Here is a 23,227-nt window from a genome sequence, read left to right as displayed (position 1 = left end):
ATCAATTCCTCCGTTCGTCGTTGATTGCGAAAATCAGAAGGAATGAAATCTTGCCATGCTCACCGCTTCTGCATCTGCCCAGGTCGGGTGTTAGGTGCCCCGAGGTTATCCCAGGAAGCGTTGAGGCCTTGAAGTCTTAGGACCGACGCCAGAACCAGCCACGCTTTCGCTTGGTTGGTGCGACTCCGGCTGTTTCCTCCTGCTGTGGCCGGACTCGCTCAGCACGCCGAAAGGTCGGTTGTTCGCCGAAGAGCAGGCTACGGACAGAGCTCCAGTCATTTTCACGCCAGGCATGCAGAAGCTCGAGCGTCGTCACAATGGGTTCAGTCTGTGCGGCCAGAAATTCAGGTCGTGCGTAGGGCTGGATGCTTCGTTCCTGAGGTGGCTTGCGTATTTGATGGTTGACGACTAACGCTCCACCGACGATCTGCGGTGAGGCCGGGAGATGAGCCCACTCACGAAGGTGTCGAACGAGGTCCTCATAGGCACGCTCAGGGGCATTACCGGATGCCGCCTTCACCTCGACGAGAACCGATGTGCCGGCGAAGGTGCATAGCAGATCGGCGTTTTTCGTGTCACCAAGCATCTCATCGACGTCAACAACAGCAATGCTGGCCGATTCGAATACCGTTTTCACGGCCTCCACGAGCCGTGCACCGGTTCCATAAAGCAGCCCTTCACGGATCGACGTCGCCGCCTCTTGAGCTGCGATCAACTCTTCTGTCAATGAGGACTTACGGGCTCGGTAGTCAACTTCGAGATCAGCAAGCGCGTGCCGGACGTCTCGCTCGCGGCGCGTCATGAGGGCCGGGTCACTGGCGAGATGACGTCGAGCGCGCTGCATTGCTCCCGGTACGAACTCCGGGAGCGCCTGCTCGGTGAGCCAACTAAGAAGCTGCGGCCAGGGTGCATCAGCTGGGACGATGTACCGACGTTCCACTCCATCAGGCGAGATCCAGACACCCACGACTGGTTCCCCAAGCTCCGTTTCGACTATAGGAATCAAGGTCCCCTGCGGTGGATGGTCTGGGCTCTGCCCAGAAGCTTGAACCAGCTTTGCTCCAGCTATTGTCAGGGTGTGCCACTGAGGGGCAGGGTTCAAGCTAGCTAACCGCAAGGCTAGTTGACGATCTGCGTCACGAATATCCTCAGCTGCCCGTACGTTGGCCCCCAGCCCAAGACGCCGTCCTACAATGCTCGAGTCCATGTGGCCGAGGATTACCGAGGCATCCTTCCGAAACAGGGATATTGTTCGAGGGTCATCCTCTTCGCCGCCGATGGGACTAATGACCATGGCCACTTCGCCACGGTTTGCCGCGCTCTCACGGAAACGGTCAAATTCGTCGGCTCCTTGGCCGTGAAAAGCGCTTGGAGCTATCGCTGCCGCGCAGTCAGCAGTATCGAGTCCGACCCAACGTGGTTCCAGCCCATGAGATGTCCAATCGAGGTCGTCACGGGCCACTGCCGGCCTGCGCTTATCCCGAAGCCATTGGTTAGCTTTGTTGCCGAACTTACGCTGGAGTTCTTCGATCTCGCTCCACCGCGCAGGTGCCTCAGAACCGACGTGGACTGGAATCGGCCGCTCAGTCATGCGTCCGGACTTTCGTGGAGGCAGCGTTAGCGCTGTTCTCTAGGTAAGACCGGCGTAGGTTCCCCCACCCTACTTTCCGACGATTCGTACACATATCTCCATTGGAGCATCCAGATTCTTGATGAGTGCAGATCGACACGAGTGTTGCGGACGTGCCCAAGAGCGAGGGGCCGGACCGCGGGTCGCGATGGCCAAGCCTCGAAGGCATGCCTTGTTCAGGCGGGCCAAAAGCCGAAAGATCGTAGCCCCGACGACTTCCGAAAAGTCAAGCTTTGTCAACAGTAGGAAGGCAAAAAGCCGCTGACCTGCGGAAACACTGTGCCCGAGGTGGGACTCGAACCCACACACCTTTCGATACCGCATTTTGAGTGCGGCGCGTCTGCCAATTCCGCCACTCGGGCGCGGAATACGAGGAGCGAAACTACGCCCACAGCTGACTGTGAGCAACGCGATCGCTTCACGTACGCGGAATTACTCTACATGCAGATAGGCTGAATTCCAGAATCGCGCCGCCGTCGCCGCAAACGAACCCCTGCAAGCCAAGTACAGCCGCGGTGGCACCTAAGATAGTGATGTCCCGCCGTACCTTTTCAAGGAGATCCCGTGACTGAACAGACGGAGTCCAAGCCCACGTCCCAGCCGGCGCGCCGCGTCATTGTGGCAGAGGATGAAACCCTCATCCGCCTCGACATCATCGAGATCCTGCGCGGTGAAGGCTATGACGTCGTGGGCGAGGCGGACAACGGCGAGAAGGCCGTCCAGCTCGCCGAGGAACTCAAGCCTGACCTGGTCCTCATGGACGTCAAGATGCCCGTCATGGACGGCATCTCCGCTGCGGAGAAGATCGTCAAGGCCCGCATCGCCCCCGTGGTGCTGCTGACCGCCTTCAGCCAGAAGGAACTGGTAGAGCGCGCCCGCGACGCCGGTGCCATGGCCTACGTGGTCAAGCCGTTCACGCCCGCAGACCTCATCCCGGCATTGGAGATCGCCCTCTCCCGCCACGAGGAAATCAAGGCCCTCGAAAGCGAAGTTTCTGACCTGCAGGAGCAGTTCGCCACCCGCAAGCTCGTGGAACGCGCCAAGAGCCTCCTGACCACCAAGATGGGCCTGACGGAACCGGAAGCCTTCCGTTGGATCCAGAAGACCTCCATGGACCGCCGCCTCAGCATGCGCGAGGTCGCCGAAACCATCATCAACCAGGTCAACTAGCGCGCTGGCCGGGCCCGGAGAGATTACGACGACGGCCCGGCCACCAACCAGGAACGGTCACCACAGCGACCGGTCACGAAGAAGCAAAGCAGCAAAAAGGACCCCTGCCAACCGGCAGGGGTCCTTTTCGGTGAAGCCTAGGCCTGGGCCTGGTTCTTCTTCTTCTTTTCCGGCCAGGGGCCGAGCTTCTCGCGGTTGCTGCCGGGCTCGCCGCCCTGGCTGCCGGCGTCGGCGAGGTCGCCCACCTTGTGAACCTTCAGCATGTTTGTGGAGCCGGCTTTTCCGGGAGGGGAACCGGCGGCAATGACCACGAGGTCGCCGTCGTCCACCAGGTCCATTTCCAGCAGGCTGCGGTCAACCTGGGACGTCATCTCATCGGTGTGGCCCACCATGGGGACCAGCACCGGCTGGATGCCCCAGGTCAGCGCGAGCTGGTTCCACACGTGCTCCACCGGGGTGAAGGCGAACACGGCCTTGATGGGCCGCAGGCGGGAGAGGCGCCGGGCGGAGTCGCCGGACTGGGTGAAGGTACAGATGTACTTCGCATCCAGCTGGTCGGCGATTTCGACGGCGGCACGCGTGATGGCGCCACCACGGGTCTTGGGCTTGGTCCCCAGCGGGGGAACGCGCTCCAGGCCATGCACTTCGGTGGACTCGATGATCCGGGCCATGGTCTTGACCGTCTCGATCGGGTACTTGCCCACGCTGGTCTCACCGGACAGCATGACGGCGTCAGCACCGTCCAGCACGGCGTTGGCGCAGTCGGACGCCTCTGCACGGGTGGGGCGCGGGTTGTCGATCATGGATTCCAGGACCTGGGTGGCCACGATGACCGGCTTGGCCCAGCGGCGCGCCAGTTCAACGGCGCGCTTCTGGACGATCGGCACCTCCTCCAGCGGCAGTTCCACGCCGAGGTCGCCACGGGCCACCATGATGGCGTCGAACGCGTCGATGATCTCGGGCAGCTGGTCCACGGCCTGCGGCTTTTCGATCTTGGCGATGACCGGCACGCGGCGGCCTTCCTCGTCCATGATCTCGTGAACGCGGGTGATGTCCGAGGCATCCCGGACGAACGAGAGCGCCACCAGGTCGACACCGCGGCGGATGGCCCAGCGGAGGTCATCCTCGTCTTTTTCACTCAGTGCGGGGACGTTGACTGCCACGCCGGGCAGGTTGATGCCCTTATTGTTGGACACCATGCCGCCGACGGTCACCTCGGCGACCACCTTAACGTCGTCGACCTCGATGGCACGCAGCGCCACCTTGCCGTCGTCGATCAGCAGGGCGTCGCCCACGTTGACGTCCTCGGTGAGGCTCTTCAGCGTGGTGGAGCAGATGTCCTTGGTACCCGGAACATCCTCGGTGGTGATGGTGAAGATGTCGCCAACAGCGAGGGCGTGCGGGCCGTCCACGAAACGGCCCAGGCGGATCTTGGGACCCTGCAGGTCGGCCATGATGGCCACTGCCTTGCTCAGGTCGGACGCGGCCTTGCGGACGTTCTCGTAGGTGTTGTCATGCACGGTGTAGTCACCGTGGCTCATGTTCATGCGGGCGACGTCAACGCCGGCCTCCAGCACCGCGAGGGTGTTTTCGTAGCTGGCAATTGCCGGGCCGAACGTAGCCACAATTTTTGCGCGTCTCATATACCTACCCTAGTGATCTCTTGCATTGGTTAAGTTGTCGGCGGGGTGAACCCTTGGTGCACCGCTAGAGGACGGCGATGGCGCGGTCAGTCGGCGCGACCGGCGCGGGAAGGATGGTGCTTCCCATCAGGTACTTGTCCACCGCGGCCGCGGCGGCGCGGCCCTCGGCGATGGCCCACACGATCAGGGACTGCCCGCGGCCGGCGTCACCGGCAACGAACACACCTTCGGTGTTGGTCATGTAGTAGCCGTCGCGTGCCACATTGCCGCGGCCGTCGAACTCAGCGCTGACCTGCTCGGTGATTCCGGCAGGTTCGGCGCCGGTGAAGCCCAGCGACAGGAACACCAGGTCCGCGGGGATGATCCGCTCGGTGCCGGCCTTGGGGAGGCGCTTGCCGTCGACGAACTCGGTCTCGGCCACCTTCACGCCGGTCAGCTTGCCGTTCTCGCCAACGAACTCGACGGTGGAGGCGAGGTAGGTGCGTTCGCCGCCTTCCTCGTGCGCGCTGGCCATTTCGAAGAGGGTGGGGAATGTCGGCCACGGCTGGTGGCTGGCACGCTCCGACGGCGGCTGCTTGCCGATGGCCAGGGTGGTCACCGACGCGGCGCCATGCCGGTGCGCCGTGCCCAGGCAGTCGGCACCGGTATCGCCACCGCCCAGGATCACCACGTGCTTGCCGTGGGCGTTGATCTGGTTCTCGATGGTTTCCCCGGCCACCGCGCGGTTGGCGGGCACCAGGTAGTCCATGGCGAAGTGGACGCCGTCCAGGCCGCGGCCCGGGATGGGCAGGTCGCGCGGAACGGTGGCACCCGTGCACACCACGACGGCGTCGTAACGGCGGCGCAGCTGCTCCCAAGTGACGTCCGTGCCCACCGAGACGCCGGTCCGGAAGCGGGTGCCTTCGGCCTTCATCTGTTCGACGCGGCGGTCCACCTGCTCCTTTTCCATCTTGAAGTCGGGGATGCCGTAGCGCAGCAGGCCGCCGATCTTGTCATCCCGCTCGTAGACGGCAACGGTGTGGCCAACGCGGGTCAGCTGCTGGGCCACGGCAAGTCCGGCGGGACCAGAACCGACCACGGCAACCGTCTTGCCGGTGAGGCGCGTGGGCGGCAGCGGGCTAACCCAGCCGTTGTCCCAGGCCTCGTCAATGATCGAGACTTCCACCTGCTTGATGGTCACCGCGGGCTGGTTGATCCCCAGCACGCAGGACGCCTCGCAGGGCGCCGGGCAAAGCCGGCCGGTGAACTCGGGGAAGTTGTTCGTGGCGTGCAGGCGCTCGATTGCTTCCTCGCCCTTGTCCCGCCACATGAGGTCGTTCCACTCAGGAATCAGGTTCCCGAGGGGGCAGCCCTGGTGGCAGAACGGGATGCCGCAGTCCATGCAGCGCCCGGCCTGGGCCTTCAGCGTGCCCTTTTCCTGGGCCTCGTAGACCTCTTTCCAGTCCATGATGCGGACGGGGACGGGACGGCGCGGCTGGGTTTCACGCTGGCGTACTTTCAGAAATCCGCGTGGATCAGCCACCGGTAACCTCCAGGATTCGAGACCATACTTCTTCGCCGTCGGGGTCGAGGCCCTCTTCGATGGCGTCGAGGCGGGTTTGCAGCACGGCCGCGTAGTCGCGCGGCAGCACCTTGGTGATGCGGGCAGCGGTGTCATCGAAGTTCTCGAGGAGGCGCGCCGCCAGCTGGGAGTCAGTTTCTTCCACGTGCTTGACCAGCAGGCCGTGGACAATGTCGCGGTCCTCGGCGTCCAGCTCGCGCAGCTGCAGCTCACCGGATTCCAGTGCCTGCTTGTTGACGCGCGTGGTCCGCAAGTCCAGGACGTACGCGGTTCCGCCGGACATGCCGGCGCCGAAGTTGCGGCCGGTGCGTCCGATGATCAGCGTCTGGCCGCCGGTCATGTATTCGCAGCCGTGATCGCCAATGCCTTCGACCACGGCGGTGGCACCGGAGTTGCGCACCAGGAAGCGTTCGCCCACCTGGCCACGCAGGAACAGCTCACCGCTGGTGGCGCCATAGCCGATCACGTTGCCGGCGATCACGTTGGTCTCCGCCTTGAACACGTTGGTGCGGTCCGGGCGGACGATGATCCGGCCGCCGGACAGGCCCTTGCCCACGTAGTCGTTCGAGTCACCGAACAGCCGCAGGGTGATGCCTGCCGGCAGGAAGGCGCCCAGGGACTGGCCCGCGGTGCCGTTCAGCGTGACGTCGATGGTGTCCGTGGCCAGGACATCGGTACCGAAGGTCTTGGTCACGACGTGGCCCAGCATGGTGCCCACCGAACGGTCAGTGTTGATGACGTCCACGGTGATCTTCACCGCGCTGCGGTCCGTCAGCGCTTCGGTGGCCATGGTGATCAGGCGCTGGTCGAAGTGCTTGTCCAGCTCGTGGTTCTGGCCGGTCATGTTGCGCAGCGGCGCGTCGTCGTCGAACTCCAGGCCGTGCAGGATCGGGTCCAGGTCCAGCCCGTCGGCCTTCCAGTGGTTGATGGCTTCCCGGGTGTCCAGCACCTCGGCGTGGCCGATGGCCTCTTCGAGGCTGCGGAAGCCGAGCTCGGCAAGGATCTCGCGGACTTCCTCGGCCAGGAACTCGAAGAAGTTGACCACGAACTCCGGCTTGCCGCTGAAGCGGGCCCGCAGCTCCGGGTTCTGGGTGGCAACACCCACGGGGCAGGTGTCCAGGTGGCAGACGCGCATCATGATGCAGCCTTCCACCACCAGCGGCGCGGTGGCGAAGCCGAACTCCTCGCCGCCCAGCAGCGCGGCGATGACGACGTCGCGGCCGGTCTTGAGCTGGCCGTCCACCTGCACCACCACGCGGTCGCGCAGGCCGTTGAGCATCAGCGTCTGCTGGGTCTCGGCGAGGCCGAGCTCCCAGGGAACACCCGCGTGCTTGAGCGAGTTCAGCGGCGAGGCGCCGGTGCCGCCGTCGTGTCCGGAGACAAGGACGACGTCGGCCTTCGCCTTGGTCACGCCGGACGCCACGGTGCCGATCCCGACTTCCGAGACAAGCTTCACGTGCACCCGGGCCGAGGGGTTGGCGCGCTTGGCATCGTAGATCAGCTGCGCGAGGTCCTCGATGGAGTAGATGTCGTGGTGCGGGGGCGGGGAGATAAGTCCGACGCCGGGAGTCGAGTGCCGCGTGCGGGCCACCCAGGGGTAGACCTTCTGCGCCATCAGCTGGCCGCCTTCACCGGGCTTGGCACCCTGCGCCATCTTGATCTGGATGTCGTCGGCGTTGGTCAGGTAGAGGCTGGTCACGCCGAAACGGCCGGACGCGATCTGCTTGACCGCGGAGCGGCGCTTCGGATCCAGCAGGCGCTCAACGTCCTCGCCACCTTCACCGGTGTTGGACTTGCCGCCCAGCTGGTTCATGGCGATGGCCAGCGTCTCGTGGGCCTCCTGCGAGATGGAGCCGTAGCTCATCGCGCCGGTGGAGAACCGCTTGACGATGCTGGAGACCGGCTCCACTTCCTCGAGGGGAACCGAGGGGCGGTTGTTCTTGAACTTCAGGAGGCCGCGGAGGGTCATCAGGTTGGTGGACTGGTCGTCCACGCCCTTGGTGTAGGCCTTGAAGATGTCGTAGCGGCGCTCACGGGTGGCGTGCTGAAGCCGGAAGACTGTCTCCGGGTTGAACAGGTGGGGTTCACCGTCGCGGCGCCACTGGTACTCGCCGCCGCCCAGCAGGGGGCGGTGCGGCTGCTCGATGCCGCCATCCGGGTAGGCCATCTGGTGGCGTGCGGAAACCTCGGCCGCGATGACGTCCAGGCCAACGCCGCCCAGCTGGGAATGCGTTCCGGCGAAGAACTCGTCCACCAGTTCCTGGCCCAGGCCCAGTGCCTCGAAGGTCTGGGCGCCGGTGTAGGAGGCAACGGTGGAGATGCCCATCTTGGACATGATCTTCAGGACGCCCTTGCCCAGGCCCTTGATCAGGTTGTAGACGCCGTCCTGCGGGGTCACCCCGGTGACGTCGCCGGCGGCGATGAGCTGCTCCACGGATTCCATGGCCAGGTACGGGTTGACGGCGGACGCGCCGTAGCCAATGAGCACGGCAACGTGGTGCGTTTCGCGGACGTCGCCGGCCTCAACCACCAGGGCAGTCTTGGTGCGGTTGGCACTGCGCAGCAGGTGGTGGTGCACGGCACTGACCAGCAGCAGCGACGGGATGGGGGCCCACTGGGCGTTGGAGTCACGGTCGGACAGCACGATGTACTGCACACCCCGGTTGATGGCGCCGGAAACCTGCTCGCAGATTTCGGTGAGCCGTGCACGCAGTGCGTTTTCGCCGCCTTCGGGCCGGTAAAGGCCGCGGACCTTCATGGCCACGCGGTTGCCGTCGGCGTCCTCAATGTTGGCGATCTTGGCCAGCTGGTCGTTGTTGATTACCGGGAACGGCAGCTGGACCTGGGCCTGGCGGACCTGCTTGGTGTCCAGCAGGTTGCCGTTGGGTCCGATGGCGCAGGTGAGCGAGGTGACCAGTTCTTCGCGGATGGCATCCAGCGGCGGGTTGGTCACCTGCGCGAAGGACTGCACGAAGTAGTCGAACAGCAGGCGCGGGCGCTTGGACAGCACGGCGACGGGAGTGTCGGAGCCCATGGCGCCCAGCGGCTCGGCGCCGGTTCGGGCCATGGGGCCCAGCAGGATCTTGAGTTCCTCGGTGGTGTAGCCGAAGGTGCGCTGGCGGATGTTCACGGATGCGGCCGTGTGCACCACGTGCTCACGCTCGGGCAGGTCGTTAAGGTCGATCAGGTTGTCCTTGACCCACTCAGCCCACGGGTTGGCGGCGGCGACCTCGGCCTTGACCTCTTCGTCGTCGATGATGCGTCCGGCCTCGGTGTCCACCAGGAACATCTTGCCCGGGGACACGCGGCCCTTCTTGACCACCTTGGAGGGTTCGACGTCGATCACGCCCACCTCGGAGGCGAAGACGATCAGGCCGTCCTCGGTGATCCAGAAGCGGCCCGGGCGCAGGCCATTGCGGTCCAGGGTGGCGCCGACCAGGTTGCCGTCGGTGAAGGAGACCGCAGCGGGGCCATCCCAGGGTTCCATCAGGAGGGAGTGGTACTCGTAGAAGGCACGGCGGGCCGGATCCATGGTGGCGTGGTTTTCCCAGGCCTCGGGGATCATCATCATGATCGAGTGCGTGATGGGGCGGCCGGAGAGCCAGAGCAGCTCCGCTACCTCGTCGAAGGACGCGGAGTCGGAGGCACCGGGGGTGCAGATGGGGTACAGCTCTTCCGGCGAGTCACCCAGCAGCGGGTTGGCCAGCTGGGACTGGCGCGCGCGCATCCAGTTCCGGTTGCCCTTGACGGTGTTGATTTCACCGTTGTGGGCGATGGTCCGGAACGGCTGCGCCAGCGGCCAGGACGGGAAGGTGTTGGTGGAGAAGCGCGAGTGCACGATCGCGAGCTTGGTCTTGAACCGTTTGTCGGAGAGGTCTGGGTAGAACGGCTCCAGCTGGGCGGTGGTGAGCATGCCCTTGTAGACGATCGTGCGGGAGGACAGCGACGGGAAGTAGACGCCGAACTTGTTCTGGGCGCGCTTGCGGATGCGCCAGGCGCGGGAGTCCAGTTCGTTGCGGTCCAGTTCCTCGCCGTTGGCCGATGCCAGGAAGGGCTGGGAGAAATACGGCATGCAGGCGCGGGCCATGGCGCCCACCAGGTCGGCGACCACGGGCACTTCGCGCCAGCCGAGGACCTTCAGGCCTTCGTCGGCGGCCAGGCCCTCGATGCCAGCCTTGGCGGCGTTGGCTTCCCGCTGCTCGGCAGGCAGAAAGGCCGTGCCGGCGACGTACTGTCCCGGAGCCGGCAGCTCGAACTCGGTGACGGCCCGGAAGAACTCGTCCGGAATCTGCAGGAGCAGGCCTGCGCCGTCGCCGGTACCTTCGTCGGCGCCCACGGCGCCGCGGTGCTCAAGGTTGCGCAGCGCGGTCAGCGCGGCGTCGACGATGTCGTATCCGGGCTCGCCACGCAGCGTCGCGATGATGGCGAGTCCGCAGGCGTCCTTCTCCTGCTCCGGGTTGTACAGCCCGGCAGCCTCCGGCATGGCTGCGAAGCGCTTGAACGGCGACAGTGCAGTCTCAGGCTGATCCGGTTCGGACCAGCTGGGAGTGTTAAGAGTTTGGGTCATGGGAGACGTCCTTCCTCCTGATCGTGCGTATGGAAGGGACACCGTTGGCCCCACTCGTCGGCGCCGCTGCGGTGGGCACAACAAAGTGTTGATTACTGGAAATTGTAGGTCAGCGCCGCCTGCGGAACTAAAGGTTACGCAGGCCCCTGCCCAGGGCAGCACCGGGTGCCATTTCTGACTTTCCGGACTGCCCCATGCCACGACATTGTGGTTGTTCGGGCCCTTCGAGCGGTGGCTCTGCTGCCCTGCCTGGCGGGCGCCCTACTTAACGGTGCCTGCCTCCGATGCGGGTCCGGTGGCTGTGCTGCCGGAGTGTCCGGCAGCAGTGGCATCCGTTCCGGGCTCTGGGCCTTCCGGTGCCGCCGCGGCGTCTTCCGTGGGGTCGGAAGCATGCCTGGAACCGCTGTGGTTATCAGGGAGATTACCACGCGAATCACTATCTGAGACACTGCGGTCCGTATCACGGACTTCATGACTGGCACCGGAGTCCGTGACGGCTTCCGCCGGCTTCTCCGACTGGTGGCCCGGGAGGTACACGGTGTCCGGATCCGGGCGGCCCTTGAGACCCAGGAGGATGAAGGCGATCAGTGCCGCGAGGAAGACGAAGATGCTTGTCCACACGTTGAGCCGTGTGGTGATTCCGAGGATGCTGATCTGCTCTGCGTCATCGATCCGCATCGCTTCGATCCAGACCCGGCCCAGGGTGTAGTACATGGCGTACAGCCAGAAGAGCCGGCTGCGGCGGAAGTGGAAGCGCCGGTCCAGTGCGAGCAGGATCAGGACGCCGGCCAGGTTCCACAGGGACTCGTAGAGGAAGGTGGGGTGGAACAGGGTGTCTGCGGGCATGCCTGCAGGAAAGTTGGGGTTGTTGGGATCGATCTGCAGGCCCCACGGCAAGGTGGTGGGTCCACCGAAAAGTTCCTGGTTGAAGTAGTTGCCCCACCGGCCGATGGCCTGGGCCAGGAGCAGGCCGGGTGCCGCGGCGTCAACGAAGGCGCTCAGCTTGACCCCGCTGCGCCGGCATCCGATCCAGGCGCCGACGGCCCCGAGGACGACGGCGCCCCAGATTCCCAGCCCACCGCGCTGGATTTGCGGGATGAGGGAGAGATCCCCGGTGCCGTCAAAGCCGGGACCGAAGTAGGCGTCCGGCGATGACACAACGTGGTACAGCCGGCCGCCGATGATGCCAAAGGGGATGGCCCAGATAACGATGTCCCAGACACTGCCTTCAGGGGCGCCGCGCTTGGCCCACCGCACGGATGTCAGCCACAGGCCGACGACGATTCCGGCCAGGATGCACAGCGCATAGGCGTGGATCCGCAGGCTGCCCCACGGCAGGGGGATGTCGAAGCCGGACCAGTCCGGGCTGGGGATGCTCGCCGGAACGAGCGCGGGAGCCACGGCGGCTGCCTGAAGGAGTGCCTGCATGCCTTAGGCCCCGCTTTCCCGGGCAAGGCCGGTGCTGAGGTCCTTGGTGAGGGTGGCCACTGCGTCCACGCCGCCGTCGCCAAGGGTCTTCACCAGGGCGGTGCCCACGATGACGCCTTCTGCGTAGGCGGCAATCTCACGTACCTGGTCGGCGTTGGACACGCCCAGGCCCACGCAGACGCGTTGCGCGCCGGCGCCATGTGCTGCGGAGACAACATCCTTGGCGGCGCTGCTTACCGAGTTACGGGCGCCGGTGACGCCCATGATGGAGACTGCGTAGACGAAGCCGCGGCTCGCATCCACAGTGCGCTGCATGCGCTCCGGGGTGGAGGACGGCGCCACGAGGAAGACCCGGTCCAGGCCGTACTTGTCCGAGGCTTCCATCCATTCGGCGGCCTCATCGGGAATGAGGTCGGGAGTGATGAGTCCCGCTCCCCCTGCCTCGGCCAGCCGGCGCGAGAACTCGTCCACGCCCATGCGGACTACGGGATTCCAGTAGGTCATGACCAGGACGGCGGCCTCCGTCTGGCTGGTGATGCCGGCAACCACGTCGAACACCTGGCTCACGTGGAAGCCCTTGGCAAGCGCCTCGGTGGTGGCGGCCTGGATGACCTGGCCGTCCATGACGGGGTCCGAATACGGGATGCCGATTTCGATCAGGTCGGCGCCGTTTCGGGCCGCGGCGATGCCGGCGGCGATGGATTCCTCGACGCTGGGGTAGCCGGCGGGCAGGTAGGCGATGAGGGCGGCGCGGCCCTGGGCCCGTGCCCTGTTAATGGCCGCTGCCGACTTGCTGGTGGTCCCTGCCTGGCTGGCGATGTCTGCGCTGCTCACAGCTGCTCCCCCTCTTTGCCGATTTCGGATTCGGCGGAATTCTTGTCCAACAGGTCAAACCATTCGGCGGCGGTGGCCACGTCCTTGTCGCCGCGTCCGGACAGGTTGACGATCACGATCTTGTCGCCGGCGGAGGCCGGGTCTTCGGCGGCGAGCCGCTGGCCCACCTTGATGGCCCCTGCCAGCGCGTGCGAGGACTCGATGGCCGGGATGATGCCTTCGGTGCGGCAGAGGAGGCGGAAGGCTTCCATGGCTTCGCTGTCGGTGATGGGCTCGTAGCTGACCCGGCCAATGTCGGCCAGGTAGGAGTGCTCCGGGCCGACGCCCGGGTAGTCCAGGCCGGCGGAAATTGAGTGCGACTCGATGGTCTGCCCGTCGTCGTCCTGCATCAGGTAGGAGCGTGCGCCGTGCAGCACGCCGGGCTTGCCCAGCGTGATGGTGGCCGCGTGCCGGCCGGTATCGACGCCGTCGCCGCCGGCCTCGAAGCCGTAGATCTTCACGGAAGGATCGTCCAGGAAACCGTGGAAGATGCCGATGGCGTTGGACCCGCCACCGATGCAGGCGCACACGGCGTCCGGGAGGCGTCCCTCCTGTTCAAGGATCTGGGCGCGGGCTTCGTCGCCAATCACCTCGTGGAAGTACCGGACCATGGCGGGGAACGGGTGGGCGCCCGCGGCGGTGCCCAGCAGGTAGTGGGTGGTGGAAACGTTGGCCACCCAGTCGCGGAGGGCGTCGTTGATGGCGTCCTTGAGGGTCTGCGATCCGCTGGTGACGGGGATGACCTTGGCGCCCAGCAGTTCCATCCGGGCGACGTTCAGCGCCTGGCGGCGACAATCCTCCGCGCCCATGTACACCACGCATTCCAGGCCCATCAGGGCTGCAGCGGTGGCGCTGGCCACGCCGTGCTGGCCAGCGCCGGTTTCGGCGATGATGCGGGTCTTGCCCATGCGCTTGGCGAGCAGGGCCTGGCCCAGGACATTGTTGATCTTGTGCGACCCGGTGTGGTTCAGGTCCTCGCGCTTGAGGAACACCCGCACTCCCCCGGCGTGCTGGGAAAACCGCTTGGCTTCCGTCAGCAGGGACGGACGGCCGGAGTAGTTCTTGTTCAGGTCCGCGATCTGGGCCACGAACTCAGGATCGTCCTTGGCCTTGTTGAAGGTCTCTTCAAGTTCGTCGAGGGCGGCGATGAGGGACTCGGGCATCCATCGCCCGCCGTAGTTGCCGAAGTACGGCCCCGGGGCGTGGCGGAGGGATCCGCCCTGCAGGAATGCTTCCGCGGTGTTGTTGTCAGCGTTTCCTGAGGGTGCTTGAGCCATCAGTCCTGTCCTCTTCGAAGTTAGCGGTCAAAAAGTTCTTTATGGTCCGGCGTGGAACCGGAGTGCGACCCTGCGGGGCCGGCTGGCGGCCCCACAGGATCAGGTACGCGTAAGTGCATCAGTCCCGGGCAGCGATGGCGGCGGCACCCGCGGCAGTGAATTCAGCGATTCGTTCGCGCGGGGTGGCGTGGCTTACCAGCGCCTCGCCCACCAGTATCGCGTTGGCCCCGCTGGCGGCGTAATGCGTGACGTCGTCAGCGTCACGGACGCCGGATTCGGCGACCACGACGGCCTCAGCAGGGATCTTCCCCGCCAGTGAGGCAAAAACTGAACGGTCGACGTCGAGCGTCTTCAGGTTGCGTACGTTGACGCCGATGATGCGCGCCTTGGCCGCGACGGCACGCTCGATCTCTTCTTCCGTGTGCGTCTCCACCAGCACGTTCATGCCAAGTTCGTGGCTGAGGGCGCTGAATGCGGAGAGCTGGGCGTCCGAAAGGGCCGCCACGATCAGGAGGATGAGGTCGGCACCGTGGGCGCGGGCTTCCCAGATCTGGTACTCGTCGAGCGTGAAGTCCTTGCGCAGCAAGGGGGTGTCGACGGCGGCCCGCACGGCGTCGAGGTCGGCCAGCGACCCGTTGAAGCGGCGCTGCTCGGTGAGCACGCTGATGACGGAGGCACCGCCGTCGGCGTACTGCCTGGCGAGCGACGCCGGATCCACAATGCTGGCGAGATCGCCCTTGGAGGGGCTGCGGCGCTTGATTTCGGCAATGACCTTCAGCTGTTCCCGGGTTGGGGAGGTGCCGCCGAGCGCCGCCCAGGCGTCGCGGGCAGGTGCCGCGGCCTGGGCCAGGTCCTTCAGCTCAGCCAGGGAAACAAGCCGCTTCCTGGCCTCCATATCCTCCCTGACACCGGCGTTGATGTCGTCGAGAACAGTCGCCATCAGTGGCCGGAGTTCTTCAGCTTGCTGCCTTCGACGCCGTAACCTGCCTTGCGCATGATGTACCCGAGGATCAGGCCGATCACCATGACAACGGCGCCGCCGATGAAGATGGGGGTGCTGGCAATGACGAAGGCGATGGCTGCGATGAGGGCGCCTACGAGCATGACGATGACGCAGGTCCAGGCGGCCGGGCTGTTGCCGTGGCCCAGTTCCTGGCTGTGGTCAATGGCGCCGGGGGCAACCGTGCGGGTGCCTGACTTGGAAACGGACGCAGGTGCTTTGCTCATGGAAAATCTCCTCAGGATGGATACTGCTTACATTCTGCCATTTTTTGGCTGCCGTCCGCGTACCGCCGGGCTTCAACGCCCGGTCCGGTGCCGGCGGCCCCGGCCCTAGGTGGGGTCCTCGCCCCGGGAAAGCCGGTCCCAGCTGTCGATCTCGTCCACGGGGCCGGCCGGTGCAGCCCCCCCGGCAGTGCCCGGGGCGTCGTATTTGGTGCGCGTCTTCCAGTAATGCGACACGGGCAGGATCAACAGGGCCGCCAGGGCCAGCAGGCAGCCGGCGACGACGGCGAGCACGGGGAAGGCGGTGACCTCAATGTGCGCCTGGCTGCCGGAAACACCGGTGGCCCCCGCGATGGTTCCCTGCGCCGCCGCGAGCGGATCAGCCAGGACCATGGCCGCGGCGGTCACCACCCCGGCTGAAGCAAGAAGGATGATCGCGGTGATGACCCAGCGGGCGATCCTGCCGGCGATGGCCGCTGCGAGGCCGCCGGCCAGGGCAACCAGGGCCAGGGCCGTCACGGTGGTGGCGGCCTTGCTGCCCTGCACCTGGATCGCGTTCTGGGTTGCTGCCGCCTGGCCCACCTGGTTGGGGTCGAGCGTGGCGGTCATCCAGGTCTGCGTGGTGGTTCCAAACGCGGCAAGTGCCAGGAGGGTGATCAGCAGCACCACGTTGGACTTGCGCGCCCACACAGGCACGGCCCGGGGCTTCGGGGACTTGGCCGCTTTCCCTGCCTGGCCTGGCTTGCCCGGCTTATCTGCGTTGCCTGGGTGGCCGGGGGCGACTCCGGAGCCGGACATCAGGAATCCGCCCCGCCGGGAAGGGATTCCGCGGAGATGTTGTGCAGGGAGCCGGCCGTGTGAACGGCGCGCAGCGGCGCGGCGGCCTTGTTGACGGTTTCCAGGGCCTCGGTGGGGTTCACTGAGTCCGCCACGATGCCGCCGCCGGCCTGGACGTAGGCGCGCCCTTCCCGGATCAGGGCGGACCGGATGGCGATGGCCATGTCCATGTCACCGGCGAAGTCCAGGTAGCCCACCACACCGCCGTAGATGCCGCGGCGGTGCGGTTCCAGCTCGTCGAGGAGCCGCAGGGCACGCGGCTTGGGCGCTCCGGAGAGGGTACCGGCGGGGAACGTGGCCTTCAGGACGTCGTACGCCTTGGCCTGCGGGGAGAGCTGGCCCACCACGGTGGATACCAGGTGCATGATGTGGCTGAAACGCTCCACTTCCATGAACTGGGTGACGTCCACCGTTCCCGCCACGCAGACCTTGGAGAGGTCGTTGCGGGAGAGGTCCACCAGCATCAGGTGCTCGGCGCGTTCCTTCTGGTCGGCCAGGAGTTCCTCGGCCAGGGCCTTGTCAGCTTCCACGGTCTTCCCGCGGGGGCGGGAGCCGGCGATGGGGTGGGTGATGACTTCCTCGCCGGTCACCGTGACCAAGGCTTCCGGGGAGGACCCGACGATGGAGTACTCCCGGCCCTCGGCGTCGGCCAGGCTGAAGATGTACATGTACGGGCTGGGGTTGGTGTTGCGCAGCACGCGGTACACGTCCAGTGCGGACGCGTTGCATTCCATCTCGAACCGGCGCGAGATGACCACCTGGAAAACCTCGCCGTCCACGATGGCTTCCTTGCCGCGGTCCAGCGCTGCGAGGTATTCGGCTTCATCCCAGCGTTCCTGCACGCTGGAGGCAAAGTCCAGGGCCGCAGGCTCCAGCACGGAGACCGGCTGCACCACGGGCGCGCTGATCTTGGCCAGGAGTTCCTTGACCCGGGCCACGGCGTCGTGCCAGGCCTCGTCGACCCGCTCGGAGCTGTTGTCGAAGTTGATGGCGTTGGCGATCAACAGCACCGTGCCGTCCACATTGTCATGCACAGCCATGTCGGTGACCAGGTTCAGGGCCATTTCCGGCAGCTGCAGGTCATCCTCGGGCGGGCTGACCAGCCGTTCCCAGTGCCGGACGGTCTCCCAGCCAAGGAAGCCCACCAGGCCGGAGGTGAAGGGCGGCAGTCCTTCGAAGCGGTCGGTGCGCAGGGCGTCGATGGTGTCACGGATGGCGTCCACGGGGCTCCCGCTGACGGGCACACCGGCAGGGGGCTCGCCGAGCCAGTGCGCCTGGCCATCTTTCGTGGTCAGCGTTGCGCGGGACCTGGCGCCGATGAAGGAGTAGCGGGACCAGGCGCCGCCCACCGCCGCCGATTCCATAAGAAAAGTGCCGGGCTGGCCCTGCGCCAGCTTCCGGTACAGGCCGATGGGGGTTTCGGCGTCGGCAAGGACCTTGAGCCTGACGGGGATGACGCGGCTGTGGCCGGCGAGTTCCCGGAATTCCTCAAGGCTTGGGCTGATGGTTCCAAGGTCCTGCATGGCTATGCTTGTCCGCCTGTTCTTCGAAAGGGCCGGCCGTGCCGGCTCCTTGGGTGTGCTTGCTGGGTGGCCGCAGCGTTGAAGGCGCCGGCCGGGGCAGCGGTTCTACCTAGCCCGCGTGGCCTTCCACCACGGCCAGTTCCCTGCCGTCGAAGCAGGTGCGGGTGCCCGTATGGCAGGCGGCGCCCACCTGGTCGACGCGCACCAGCAGTGCGTCGCCGTCGCAGTCCATGGCCAGGGATTTGACCCACTGGACGTGCCCGGAGGTATCGCCCTTGCGCCAGTACTCCTGGCGTGAGCGGGAGTAGAACGTCACCCGGCCGGTGGTCATGGTGCGGTGCAGGGCTTCATCATCCATCCAGCCGAGCATCAGGACTTCGTTGGTGTCGTACTGCTGCACCACAGCTGCCACCAGGCCTGCGGCGTCGCGCTTCAGTGCCGCGGCAAGCTCTTCCGGAAGGGGGCTGGCCGGCGGAGCTTCAACGGACGACGACGGCACGTGGGACACGCCGGATCCTGCGGTTTGGACGGGGGTTGGCTGCTCAGACATCGGGTCAAGTCTAGTGCCTTCGCGCACCCGCTCTCCTGTTGTGAACAACGGCACGCCACCGGCCGCTGCAGTGCTGCCCAACTCCACAGCTCTCGTGCTAGTTTCACAAGTGATGCATTTCGTCGAACCGTCCCGAGAAGTCCTGGCCGAAACCCTGCTTGCGGCCGGCCCTGATGCGCCCACGCTGTGCAAGGGCTGGCGCACCAGGGACCTTGCCGCGCACCTGTACCTGCGCGAGCGGAAGGCCGCCGTCGGGCTGGGCCTGGTCATCAAGCGGCTTGCCAAAGCGTCGGACCAGGCAACCGCCAAGTTGGCTGCCAAGCTCACCAGTAACGAGGACTACGCCCGGCTGGTGAACACCTTCCGCGCGGGGCCGCCTGCGCTCTCTCCGATGAGCATCAAGGCGCTGGACGAGAGCGCCAACCTGATCGAGTACTTCGTACACACCGAGGACGTCCGGCGCGCCGTGGACCGGTGGGCCCCCAGGGCACTCGATGAGGCCTACTCCGATGCGCTGTGGGACGAACTCGTGAAGCGCGCCGCCATCCTGTACCGCGGCGTGGACCTTGGCATTGTGCTGGTCCGCCCGTCCGGTCCGCGCCACGTCGCCAAGCGCGCTCCTGTTTCCGTGGCCATTGTCGGCGAGCCGGGCGAACTGCTGATGCACGCCCACGGCCGCACCCGCCACGCCCTGGTCACCTTCGAAGGCCAGCCGGACGCCGTCGCCCTCCTCCAATCCGCCGAAGTAGGACTTTAAAGACAAGGCCGGGTCACTCTCCGTGACCCGGCCTTGTTTTTCTGCGGCTGCTATTACCGGACTTCGAAGCCGGCTTCGCGGATGGCGTCCTTGACCTGGTGCATCATGTTGTCCGGGCCCCAGTGGAAGATGGAGGCGGCCAGGACGGCGTCGGCCCCGGCTGCCACAGCGGGCGGGAAGTGGGCAGGTTCCCCCGCCCCGCCGGAGGCGATGATGGGAACCTTGACGGCGGCCCGGACCAGCTTAATCAGCTCGAGGTCGAAGCCGTCCTTGGTGCCGTCGGCGTCGATGGAGTTCAGCAGGATCTCTCCCACCCCGCGGTCCGCTGCTTCCCTGGCCCATTCGATCGCGTCGATCCCGGTGCCGGTGCGCCCGCCGTGGGTGGTCACTTCGAATCCCGACGGCGTGGGCCGGGATCCGGGTCGGGCGCGCCGGGCGTCCACGGACAGGACGAGCACCTGGGAACCGAAATGCCGGGTGATTTCGTCGATGACGTCGGGCCGGGCCACGGCCGCGGTGTTGATGGAGGCCTTGTCGGCGCCGTAGCGCAGGAGCTTGTCCACCTCAGCCACGCCGCGGACGCCGCCGCCGACCGTGAGCGGGATGAAGACCTCCTCGGCAGTGCGGCGGACCACGTCGAAGGTGGTCTCGCGGTTGCCGGAGGAGGCGGTGACGTCAAGGAACGTCAGTTCGTCGGCACCGGCATTGTCATAGCGGTGGGCGAGCTCAACGGGGTCGCCGGCGTCGCGGAGGCCCTCAAAGTTGACGCCCTTGACCACGCGCCCGGCGTCGACGTCGAGGCAGGGAATGACCCGTACTGCTACTGCCATGGGAACTCCTGGATGTTTTGCGAGGCTGTTGGGGGTCGCCGCTAATCAGACGCTGATCAGATGCGGCAGGCGTGGATGCTGCTGACCAGGATGGCGCGGGCACCGAGGTCGTAGAGTTCGTCCATGATCCGGTTGGTTTCCTTCTTGGGAACCATGGACCGGACAGCCACCCAGTCGGAGTCGCGCAACGGGGAAACGGTGGGCGATTCGAGGCCGGGCGTAAGGCTGGCGGCCTTCTCCACGAGTTCCTTGCGGATGTCGTAATCCATCAGCACGTACTGGCGCGCCACCAGGACACCCTGGAGGCGGCGGATCAGGACTTCGATCTCCTTGGCCGTGCCGTTGGCGGCGCCCCCGTTGCCGGTGCGCCGGATAAGGACCGCCTCGGACTTGAGGATGGGGTCGCCGAAGATTTCCATCCCGGCGGCCTTGAGGGTGTTGCCGGTTTCCACGACGTCGGCGATGGCGTCAGCGACGCCGAGCCGGACGGAAGACTCAACGGCGCCATCGAGGCGGACCACCTTGGCGTTGATGCCGCGTTCGGCAAGGTAGTTGCGCAACAGGCCGTCGTAGCTGGTGGCCAGGCGCTTGCCTTCAAGCTCGGCGGCGGAGCTGAAGTCGCCCACCGGCCCGGCGAAGCGGAAGGTGGAGGCCGCGAATCCCAGCGGAAGCAGCTCTTCGGCTTCCACCTCGGCGTCCAGCAGCAGGTCGCGGCCGGTGATGCCAACGTCGAGCGTTCCCTGGCCCACGTACACGGCGATGTCACGGGGGCGGAGGAAGAAGAACTCAATGTCGTTGTCGGGGTCCACCATGACCAACTCGCGGCTGTCGCGCCGCTGGCGGTATCCGGCTTCGGAAAGCATGGCGGAGGCGGCTTCGGACAGGGAGCCCTTATTGGGGACGGCTACTCGCAGCATGGGAAATTCTTTCTGGATTGATTTGTCTAGGTGTTCAAGCAGTGCAAGCCACGGCAGGAACCGGCGGAAAGATCGCGCCGGACCGGTGGCTACAGATGCTTGTAGACGTCTTCCAGGGTCAGGCCTTTGGCGAGCATCAGAACCTGCAGGTGGTACAGCAGCTGGGAAATTTCCTCGGCCGCGGCTTCATCGGATTCATATTCGGCAGCCATCCATACCTCGGCTGCTTCCTCAACGACTTTTTTGCCGATGCCGTGAACACCGGACTCCAATTCAGCGACGGTGCGGGAGCCTTCCGGGCGGGTGGCTGCCTTCTCGCTGAGCTCAGCGAACAGCGTCTCGAAATTCTTCACGCCCTCCAGCCTACTTGCTGCGGCCGCGCGGGCGCTTCCCGGGCCCTTGCATGACGGGCGCGATGTGGCAGAACACACACCGCGCCCGTCGGCTGGAGCGTTTAGCTGCGGTACTGCTTGAGGACGACGGCGGTGGCCAGCGCTGCCGTCACGGCTTCGTGGCCCTTGTCTTCCTTGGAGCCGGGCAGGCCCGCGCGGTCCAGGCCCTGCTGCTCGTTGTCGCAGGTGAGCACGCCAAAGCCCACCGGCACTCCGGTGGAGACGCTGACGTCGGTGAGGCCCGACGTCGCGGCCTGGCAAACGTAGTCGAAATGCGGGGTTCCGCCGCGGATGACGACGCCGAGGGCAACCACGGCGTCAAAGTGCGGTGCCAGCCGCGCGGCAGCCACCGGGAGCTCAAAGCTGCCGGGAACCCGCAGGACGGTGGGCTCGGCGATGCCGGCGTCCTTGGCCGCCCGGAGCGCGCCGTCCAGGAGCCCGTCCATGATTTGGGTGTGCCAGCTGGCTGCGATGATCGCAAGCTTCAGCTGTGAGGTCTCGGCCGGGTTGAGGGTGCTCAGGTCGATGTCGGGGGCGCCGTGTCCGCTCATGGGTTCTTCTGTTCCGTTCGTTCTTGGAGACGTCAGTCTTGTTCGTGGTCGTAGGGGGTTTCGGGGGCCGGCACGGAAACGGGAGCCACCTGCGTGTCCAGCAGCAGCCGGTGTTCCATGCGGTCCTTCTTGGTGCGCAGGTACCGGATGTTCTGTTCGCGGGAAGGTACCTCGGTGGGCACCATTTCCACGACCTTCACCCCGGCCTTGGCCAGCCTGTTCTGCTTGTCCGGGTTATTGCTCAACAGCCGCACCTCGTGCAGGCCCATTTCCGCGAGGATCTGGGCTGCGGCCTTGTAGCACCGTGCATCAACGGGCAGGCCCAGCTGCTCATTGGCTTCAACAGTGTCGAAGCCCGCTTCCTGCAGCGCGTAGGCCTTGATCTTGTTGGCCAGGCCGATGCCGCGGCCTTCCTGGCCCCGCAGGTAGAGCAAGGTGCCGCCGTTGTCCCGGATCAGTTCCAGTGCGAAGGCAAGCTGTTCACCGCAGTCGCAGCGGTAGGAACCGAAGACATCGCCTGTCAGGCACTCGGAGTGCAGGCGCACCAGGGGAGCTTTTCCGTCGGTGGGAGGATTGGGGGAACTGACAGCCAGGTGCTCAACGCCGGTCACGAGGTCCGTCCATGCCTGCGCAACGAAGTCGCCAAAGGCGGTGGGGAGTTGGACGATGGGCCCTCCGCTGACGGGATGGGGCGCTTCACCGGACACCGCGTGGGGCTTCCGGTGGCCGTCCTGCTGGCTGTCGTCGCTGGCTGCCGCTGCCGTCATGGCTTCTCCTTCTCTTCGCCCGGGACCGCCCGGGCATCCTCTTGCGGGGCTCCCCCGGCCCCGGCTTCAAGATACGCCACCAGGTCCTCGATGGAGATGAGGGGGCACCCATGTTCAGCTGCGAACGAACGGAGCCCGTCCAGGCGCATCATTTCACCGTCGTCATACACCACTTCCGCGATTACCCCGACAGGCTCCAGTCCAGCCAGGCGGCACAGGTCCACTGCGGCCTCCGTATGGCCCTGGCGTTCCCGCACACCTCCGTCAACTGCCCGGAGCGGGAAAATATGCCCCGGACGGGTCACGGAGGCAGGAACGGCGTATGGGTCCGCGAGGATGCGGGCGGTCAGGGCGCGGTCCGTTGCAGAGATGCCGGTGCTGACACCGGTGGCGGCGTCGCAGGAGACGGTGTAGGCGGTGCCCTTCGCGTCCTCGTTGACGGCCGTCATGGGAGGCAGGGCCAGGGCGTCTGCCCGGTCTCCGGTTAGCGGCACGCAGATGACGCCGGAGCTGTACCGGATGGTCCAGCCCATCAGGGCCGGGGTGGCGTGCTGGGCGGCGAAGATGATGTCGCCTTCGTTCTCCCGGTCCTCGTTGTCGACAACCAGCACGGGCCGGCCGGCAGCCATGGCGCGTACGGCGTCTTCGATGGAGTCCAGTCCCCTGGCCGGTGCGGCCGGTGCTGCGGCGGACGCGGGTCCGGCGGCAATGTTGGATTCCAGGTGTACTG

At 66.0% G+C, this 23,227-nt stretch carries 20 protein-coding genes and 1 tRNA gene; 2 read left to right on the top strand and 19 right to left on the bottom strand.

Annotated elements, in window-relative coordinates; genetic code table 11:
- Window positions 1–136: 136 nt before the first annotated feature.
- Window positions 137–967: a hypothetical protein gene (locus JCQ34_RS08230; protein WP_286403580.1), complete on the bottom strand. Its 831-nt coding sequence runs from the start codon at window positions 965–967 to the stop codon at window positions 137–139.
- 943 nt (window positions 968–1,910) lie between these two features.
- Window positions 1,911–1,992 (bottom strand) — tRNA-Leu (locus tag JCQ34_RS08225).
- 202 nt (window positions 1,993–2,194) lie between these two features.
- Here JCQ34_RS08225 and JCQ34_RS08220 point away from each other — a divergent pair.
- The gene (locus tag JCQ34_RS08220; protein ID WP_009358190.1) at window positions 2,195–2,800 is read left to right on the top strand and encodes an ANTAR domain-containing response regulator; all 606 of its coding nucleotides are present in this window, start codon (window positions 2,195–2,197) and stop codon (window positions 2,798–2,800) included.
- A 137-nt stretch (window positions 2,801–2,937) separates the two neighbouring features.
- Here JCQ34_RS08220 and pyk read toward each other — a convergent pair whose 3' ends face one another.
- From pyk to hisI, 11 genes are all read right to left on the bottom strand, one after another.
- On the bottom strand, window positions 2,938–4,443 hold the full coding sequence (gene pyk / locus JCQ34_RS08215) for a pyruvate kinase (RefSeq protein ID WP_286403577.1): 1,506 nt from the start codon (window positions 4,441–4,443) through the stop codon (window positions 2,938–2,940).
- Between the two features lie 64 nt (window positions 4,444–4,507).
- A complete protein-coding gene (locus tag JCQ34_RS08210) occupies window positions 4,508–5,965 on the bottom strand; it encodes a glutamate synthase subunit beta (RefSeq protein ID WP_286403574.1) in 1,458 nt (485 codons plus the stop codon).
- Window positions 5,958–10,571 (bottom strand): glutamate synthase large subunit, encoded by a 4,614-nt coding sequence (gltB, locus tag JCQ34_RS08205; protein ID WP_286403571.1) that lies wholly within the window; start codon window positions 10,569–10,571, stop codon window positions 5,958–5,960. The genes JCQ34_RS08210 and gltB overlap by 8 nt, the downstream gene beginning before the upstream one ends.
- Before the next feature lie 261 nt (window positions 10,572–10,832).
- Window positions 10,833–11,999: a prolipoprotein diacylglyceryl transferase gene (gene lgt, locus JCQ34_RS08200; RefSeq protein ID WP_286403569.1), complete on the bottom strand. Its 1,167-nt coding sequence runs from the start codon at window positions 11,997–11,999 to the stop codon at window positions 10,833–10,835.
- 3 nt (window positions 12,000–12,002) lie between these two features.
- The gene (trpA, locus tag JCQ34_RS08195) at window positions 12,003–12,833 is read right to left on the bottom strand and encodes a tryptophan synthase subunit alpha (RefSeq protein WP_286403566.1); all 831 of its coding nucleotides are present in this window, start codon (window positions 12,831–12,833) and stop codon (window positions 12,003–12,005) included.
- Window positions 12,830–14,149 (bottom strand): tryptophan synthase subunit beta, encoded by a 1,320-nt coding sequence (gene trpB / locus JCQ34_RS08190; protein WP_286403563.1) that lies wholly within the window; start codon window positions 14,147–14,149, stop codon window positions 12,830–12,832. Before trpB ends, trpA begins: the two co-directional genes overlap by 4 nt.
- 118 nt (window positions 14,150–14,267) lie before the next feature.
- Window positions 14,268–15,089 (bottom strand): indole-3-glycerol phosphate synthase TrpC, encoded by an 822-nt coding sequence (gene trpC, locus JCQ34_RS08185; RefSeq protein ID WP_286403559.1) that lies wholly within the window; start codon window positions 15,087–15,089, stop codon window positions 14,268–14,270.
- Window positions 15,089–15,376, bottom strand: a complete 288-nt coding sequence (locus tag JCQ34_RS08180) for an HGxxPAAW family protein (RefSeq protein WP_286403556.1) — start codon at window positions 15,374–15,376, stop codon at window positions 15,089–15,091. Before JCQ34_RS08180 ends, trpC begins: the two co-directional genes overlap by 1 nt.
- Before the next feature lie 105 nt (window positions 15,377–15,481).
- A complete protein-coding gene (locus JCQ34_RS08175) occupies window positions 15,482–16,171 on the bottom strand; it encodes a Trp biosynthesis-associated membrane protein (RefSeq protein WP_286403553.1) in 690 nt (229 codons plus the stop codon).
- Window positions 16,171–17,733 (bottom strand): anthranilate synthase component I, encoded by a 1,563-nt coding sequence (locus JCQ34_RS08170; RefSeq protein ID WP_286403550.1) that lies wholly within the window; start codon window positions 17,731–17,733, stop codon window positions 16,171–16,173. The genes JCQ34_RS08175 and JCQ34_RS08170 overlap by 1 nt, the downstream gene beginning before the upstream one ends.
- A gap of 109 nt (window positions 17,734–17,842) precedes the next feature.
- Window positions 17,843–18,283: a phosphoribosyl-AMP cyclohydrolase gene (gene hisI, locus JCQ34_RS08165; protein ID WP_286403547.1), complete on the bottom strand. Its 441-nt coding sequence runs from the start codon at window positions 18,281–18,283 to the stop codon at window positions 17,843–17,845.
- Between the two features lie 112 nt (window positions 18,284–18,395).
- Between hisI and JCQ34_RS08160 the strand changes: the two genes are divergently transcribed.
- Window positions 18,396–19,040 carry a TIGR03085 family metal-binding protein gene (locus JCQ34_RS08160; protein ID WP_141940969.1) on the top strand — a complete coding sequence of 215 codons (645 nt, stop codon included), beginning with the start codon at window positions 18,396–18,398 and terminating at the stop codon, window positions 19,038–19,040.
- A 53-nt stretch (window positions 19,041–19,093) separates the two neighbouring features.
- Here JCQ34_RS08160 and hisF read toward each other — a convergent pair whose 3' ends face one another.
- The 6 genes from hisF to ribB all read right to left on the bottom strand — a co-directional run bounded on the left by hisF (window position 19,094) and on the right by ribB (window position 23,207).
- The gene (gene hisF, locus JCQ34_RS08155; RefSeq protein WP_286403544.1) at window positions 19,094–19,870 is read right to left on the bottom strand and encodes an imidazole glycerol phosphate synthase subunit HisF; all 777 of its coding nucleotides are present in this window, start codon (window positions 19,868–19,870) and stop codon (window positions 19,094–19,096) included.
- A gap of 56 nt (window positions 19,871–19,926) precedes the next feature.
- Window positions 19,927–20,787, bottom strand: a complete 861-nt coding sequence (hisG, locus tag JCQ34_RS08150) for an ATP phosphoribosyltransferase (RefSeq protein WP_142134150.1) — start codon at window positions 20,785–20,787, stop codon at window positions 19,927–19,929.
- An 89-nt stretch (window positions 20,788–20,876) separates the two neighbouring features.
- The gene (locus JCQ34_RS08145) at window positions 20,877–21,140 is read right to left on the bottom strand and encodes a phosphoribosyl-ATP diphosphatase (RefSeq protein ID WP_009358176.1); all 264 of its coding nucleotides are present in this window, start codon (window positions 21,138–21,140) and stop codon (window positions 20,877–20,879) included.
- Between the two features lie 101 nt (window positions 21,141–21,241).
- The gene (gene ribH, locus JCQ34_RS08140; protein WP_018770776.1) at window positions 21,242–21,730 is read right to left on the bottom strand and encodes a 6,7-dimethyl-8-ribityllumazine synthase; all 489 of its coding nucleotides are present in this window, start codon (window positions 21,728–21,730) and stop codon (window positions 21,242–21,244) included.
- A 32-nt stretch (window positions 21,731–21,762) separates the two neighbouring features.
- Window positions 21,763–22,497 (bottom strand): GTP cyclohydrolase II, encoded by a 735-nt coding sequence (ribA, locus tag JCQ34_RS08135; protein ID WP_286403540.1) that lies wholly within the window; start codon window positions 22,495–22,497, stop codon window positions 21,763–21,765.
- A complete protein-coding gene (ribB, locus tag JCQ34_RS08130; RefSeq protein ID WP_286404378.1) occupies window positions 22,494–23,207 on the bottom strand; it encodes a 3,4-dihydroxy-2-butanone-4-phosphate synthase in 714 nt (237 codons plus the stop codon). The genes ribA and ribB overlap by 4 nt, the downstream gene beginning before the upstream one ends.
- Between the last annotated feature and the right edge of the window lie 20 nt (window positions 23,208–23,227).

The sequence above is a fragment of the Pseudarthrobacter defluvii genome (assembly GCF_030323865.1).
GTDB classification, from domain to species: domain Bacteria; phylum Actinomycetota; class Actinomycetes; order Actinomycetales; family Micrococcaceae; genus Arthrobacter; species Arthrobacter sedimenti.
This window is presented reverse-complemented; position numbering and strand designations above follow the sequence as displayed.

Coding starts and splice junctions, on each gene's coding strand:
- pyk (WP_286403577.1), bottom strand. CDS start 4,443: ATGAGACGCGCAAAAATTGTGGCTACGTTCGGCCCGGCAATTGCCAGC.
- gltB (WP_286403571.1), bottom strand. CDS start 10,571: ATGACCCAAACTCTTAACACTCCCAGCTGGTCCGAACCGGATCAGCCT.
- lgt (WP_286403569.1), bottom strand. CDS start 11,999: ATGCAGGCACTCCTTCAGGCAGCCGCCGTGGCTCCCGCGCTCGTTCCG.
- trpB (WP_286403563.1), bottom strand. CDS start 14,149: ATGGCTCAAGCACCCTCAGGAAACGCTGACAACAACACCGCGGAAGCA.
- trpC (WP_286403559.1), bottom strand. CDS start 15,089: ATGGCGACTGTTCTCGACGACATCAACGCCGGTGTCAGGGAGGATATG.
- JCQ34_RS08180 (WP_286403556.1), bottom strand. CDS start 15,376: ATGAGCAAAGCACCTGCGTCCGTTTCCAAGTCAGGCACCCGCACGGTT.
- JCQ34_RS08175 (WP_286403553.1), bottom strand. CDS start 16,171: ATGTCCGGCTCCGGAGTCGCCCCCGGCCACCCAGGCAACGCAGATAAG.
- JCQ34_RS08170 (WP_286403550.1), bottom strand. CDS start 17,733: ATGCAGGACCTTGGAACCATCAGCCCAAGCCTTGAGGAATTCCGGGAA.
- hisI (WP_286403547.1), bottom strand. CDS start 18,283: ATGTCTGAGCAGCCAACCCCCGTCCAAACCGCAGGATCCGGCGTGTCC.
- JCQ34_RS08160 (WP_141940969.1), top strand. CDS start 18,396: ATGCATTTCGTCGAACCGTCCCGAGAAGTCCTGGCCGAAACCCTGCTT.
- hisF (WP_286403544.1), bottom strand. CDS start 19,870: ATGGCAGTAGCAGTACGGGTCATTCCCTGCCTCGACGTCGACGCCGGG.
- hisG (WP_142134150.1), bottom strand. CDS start 20,787: ATGCTGCGAGTAGCCGTCCCCAATAAGGGCTCCCTGTCCGAAGCCGCC.
- ribH (WP_018770776.1), bottom strand. CDS start 21,730: ATGAGCGGACACGGCGCCCCCGACATCGACCTGAGCACCCTCAACCCG.
- ribA (WP_286403540.1), bottom strand. CDS start 22,497: ATGACGGCAGCGGCAGCCAGCGACGACAGCCAGCAGGACGGCCACCGG.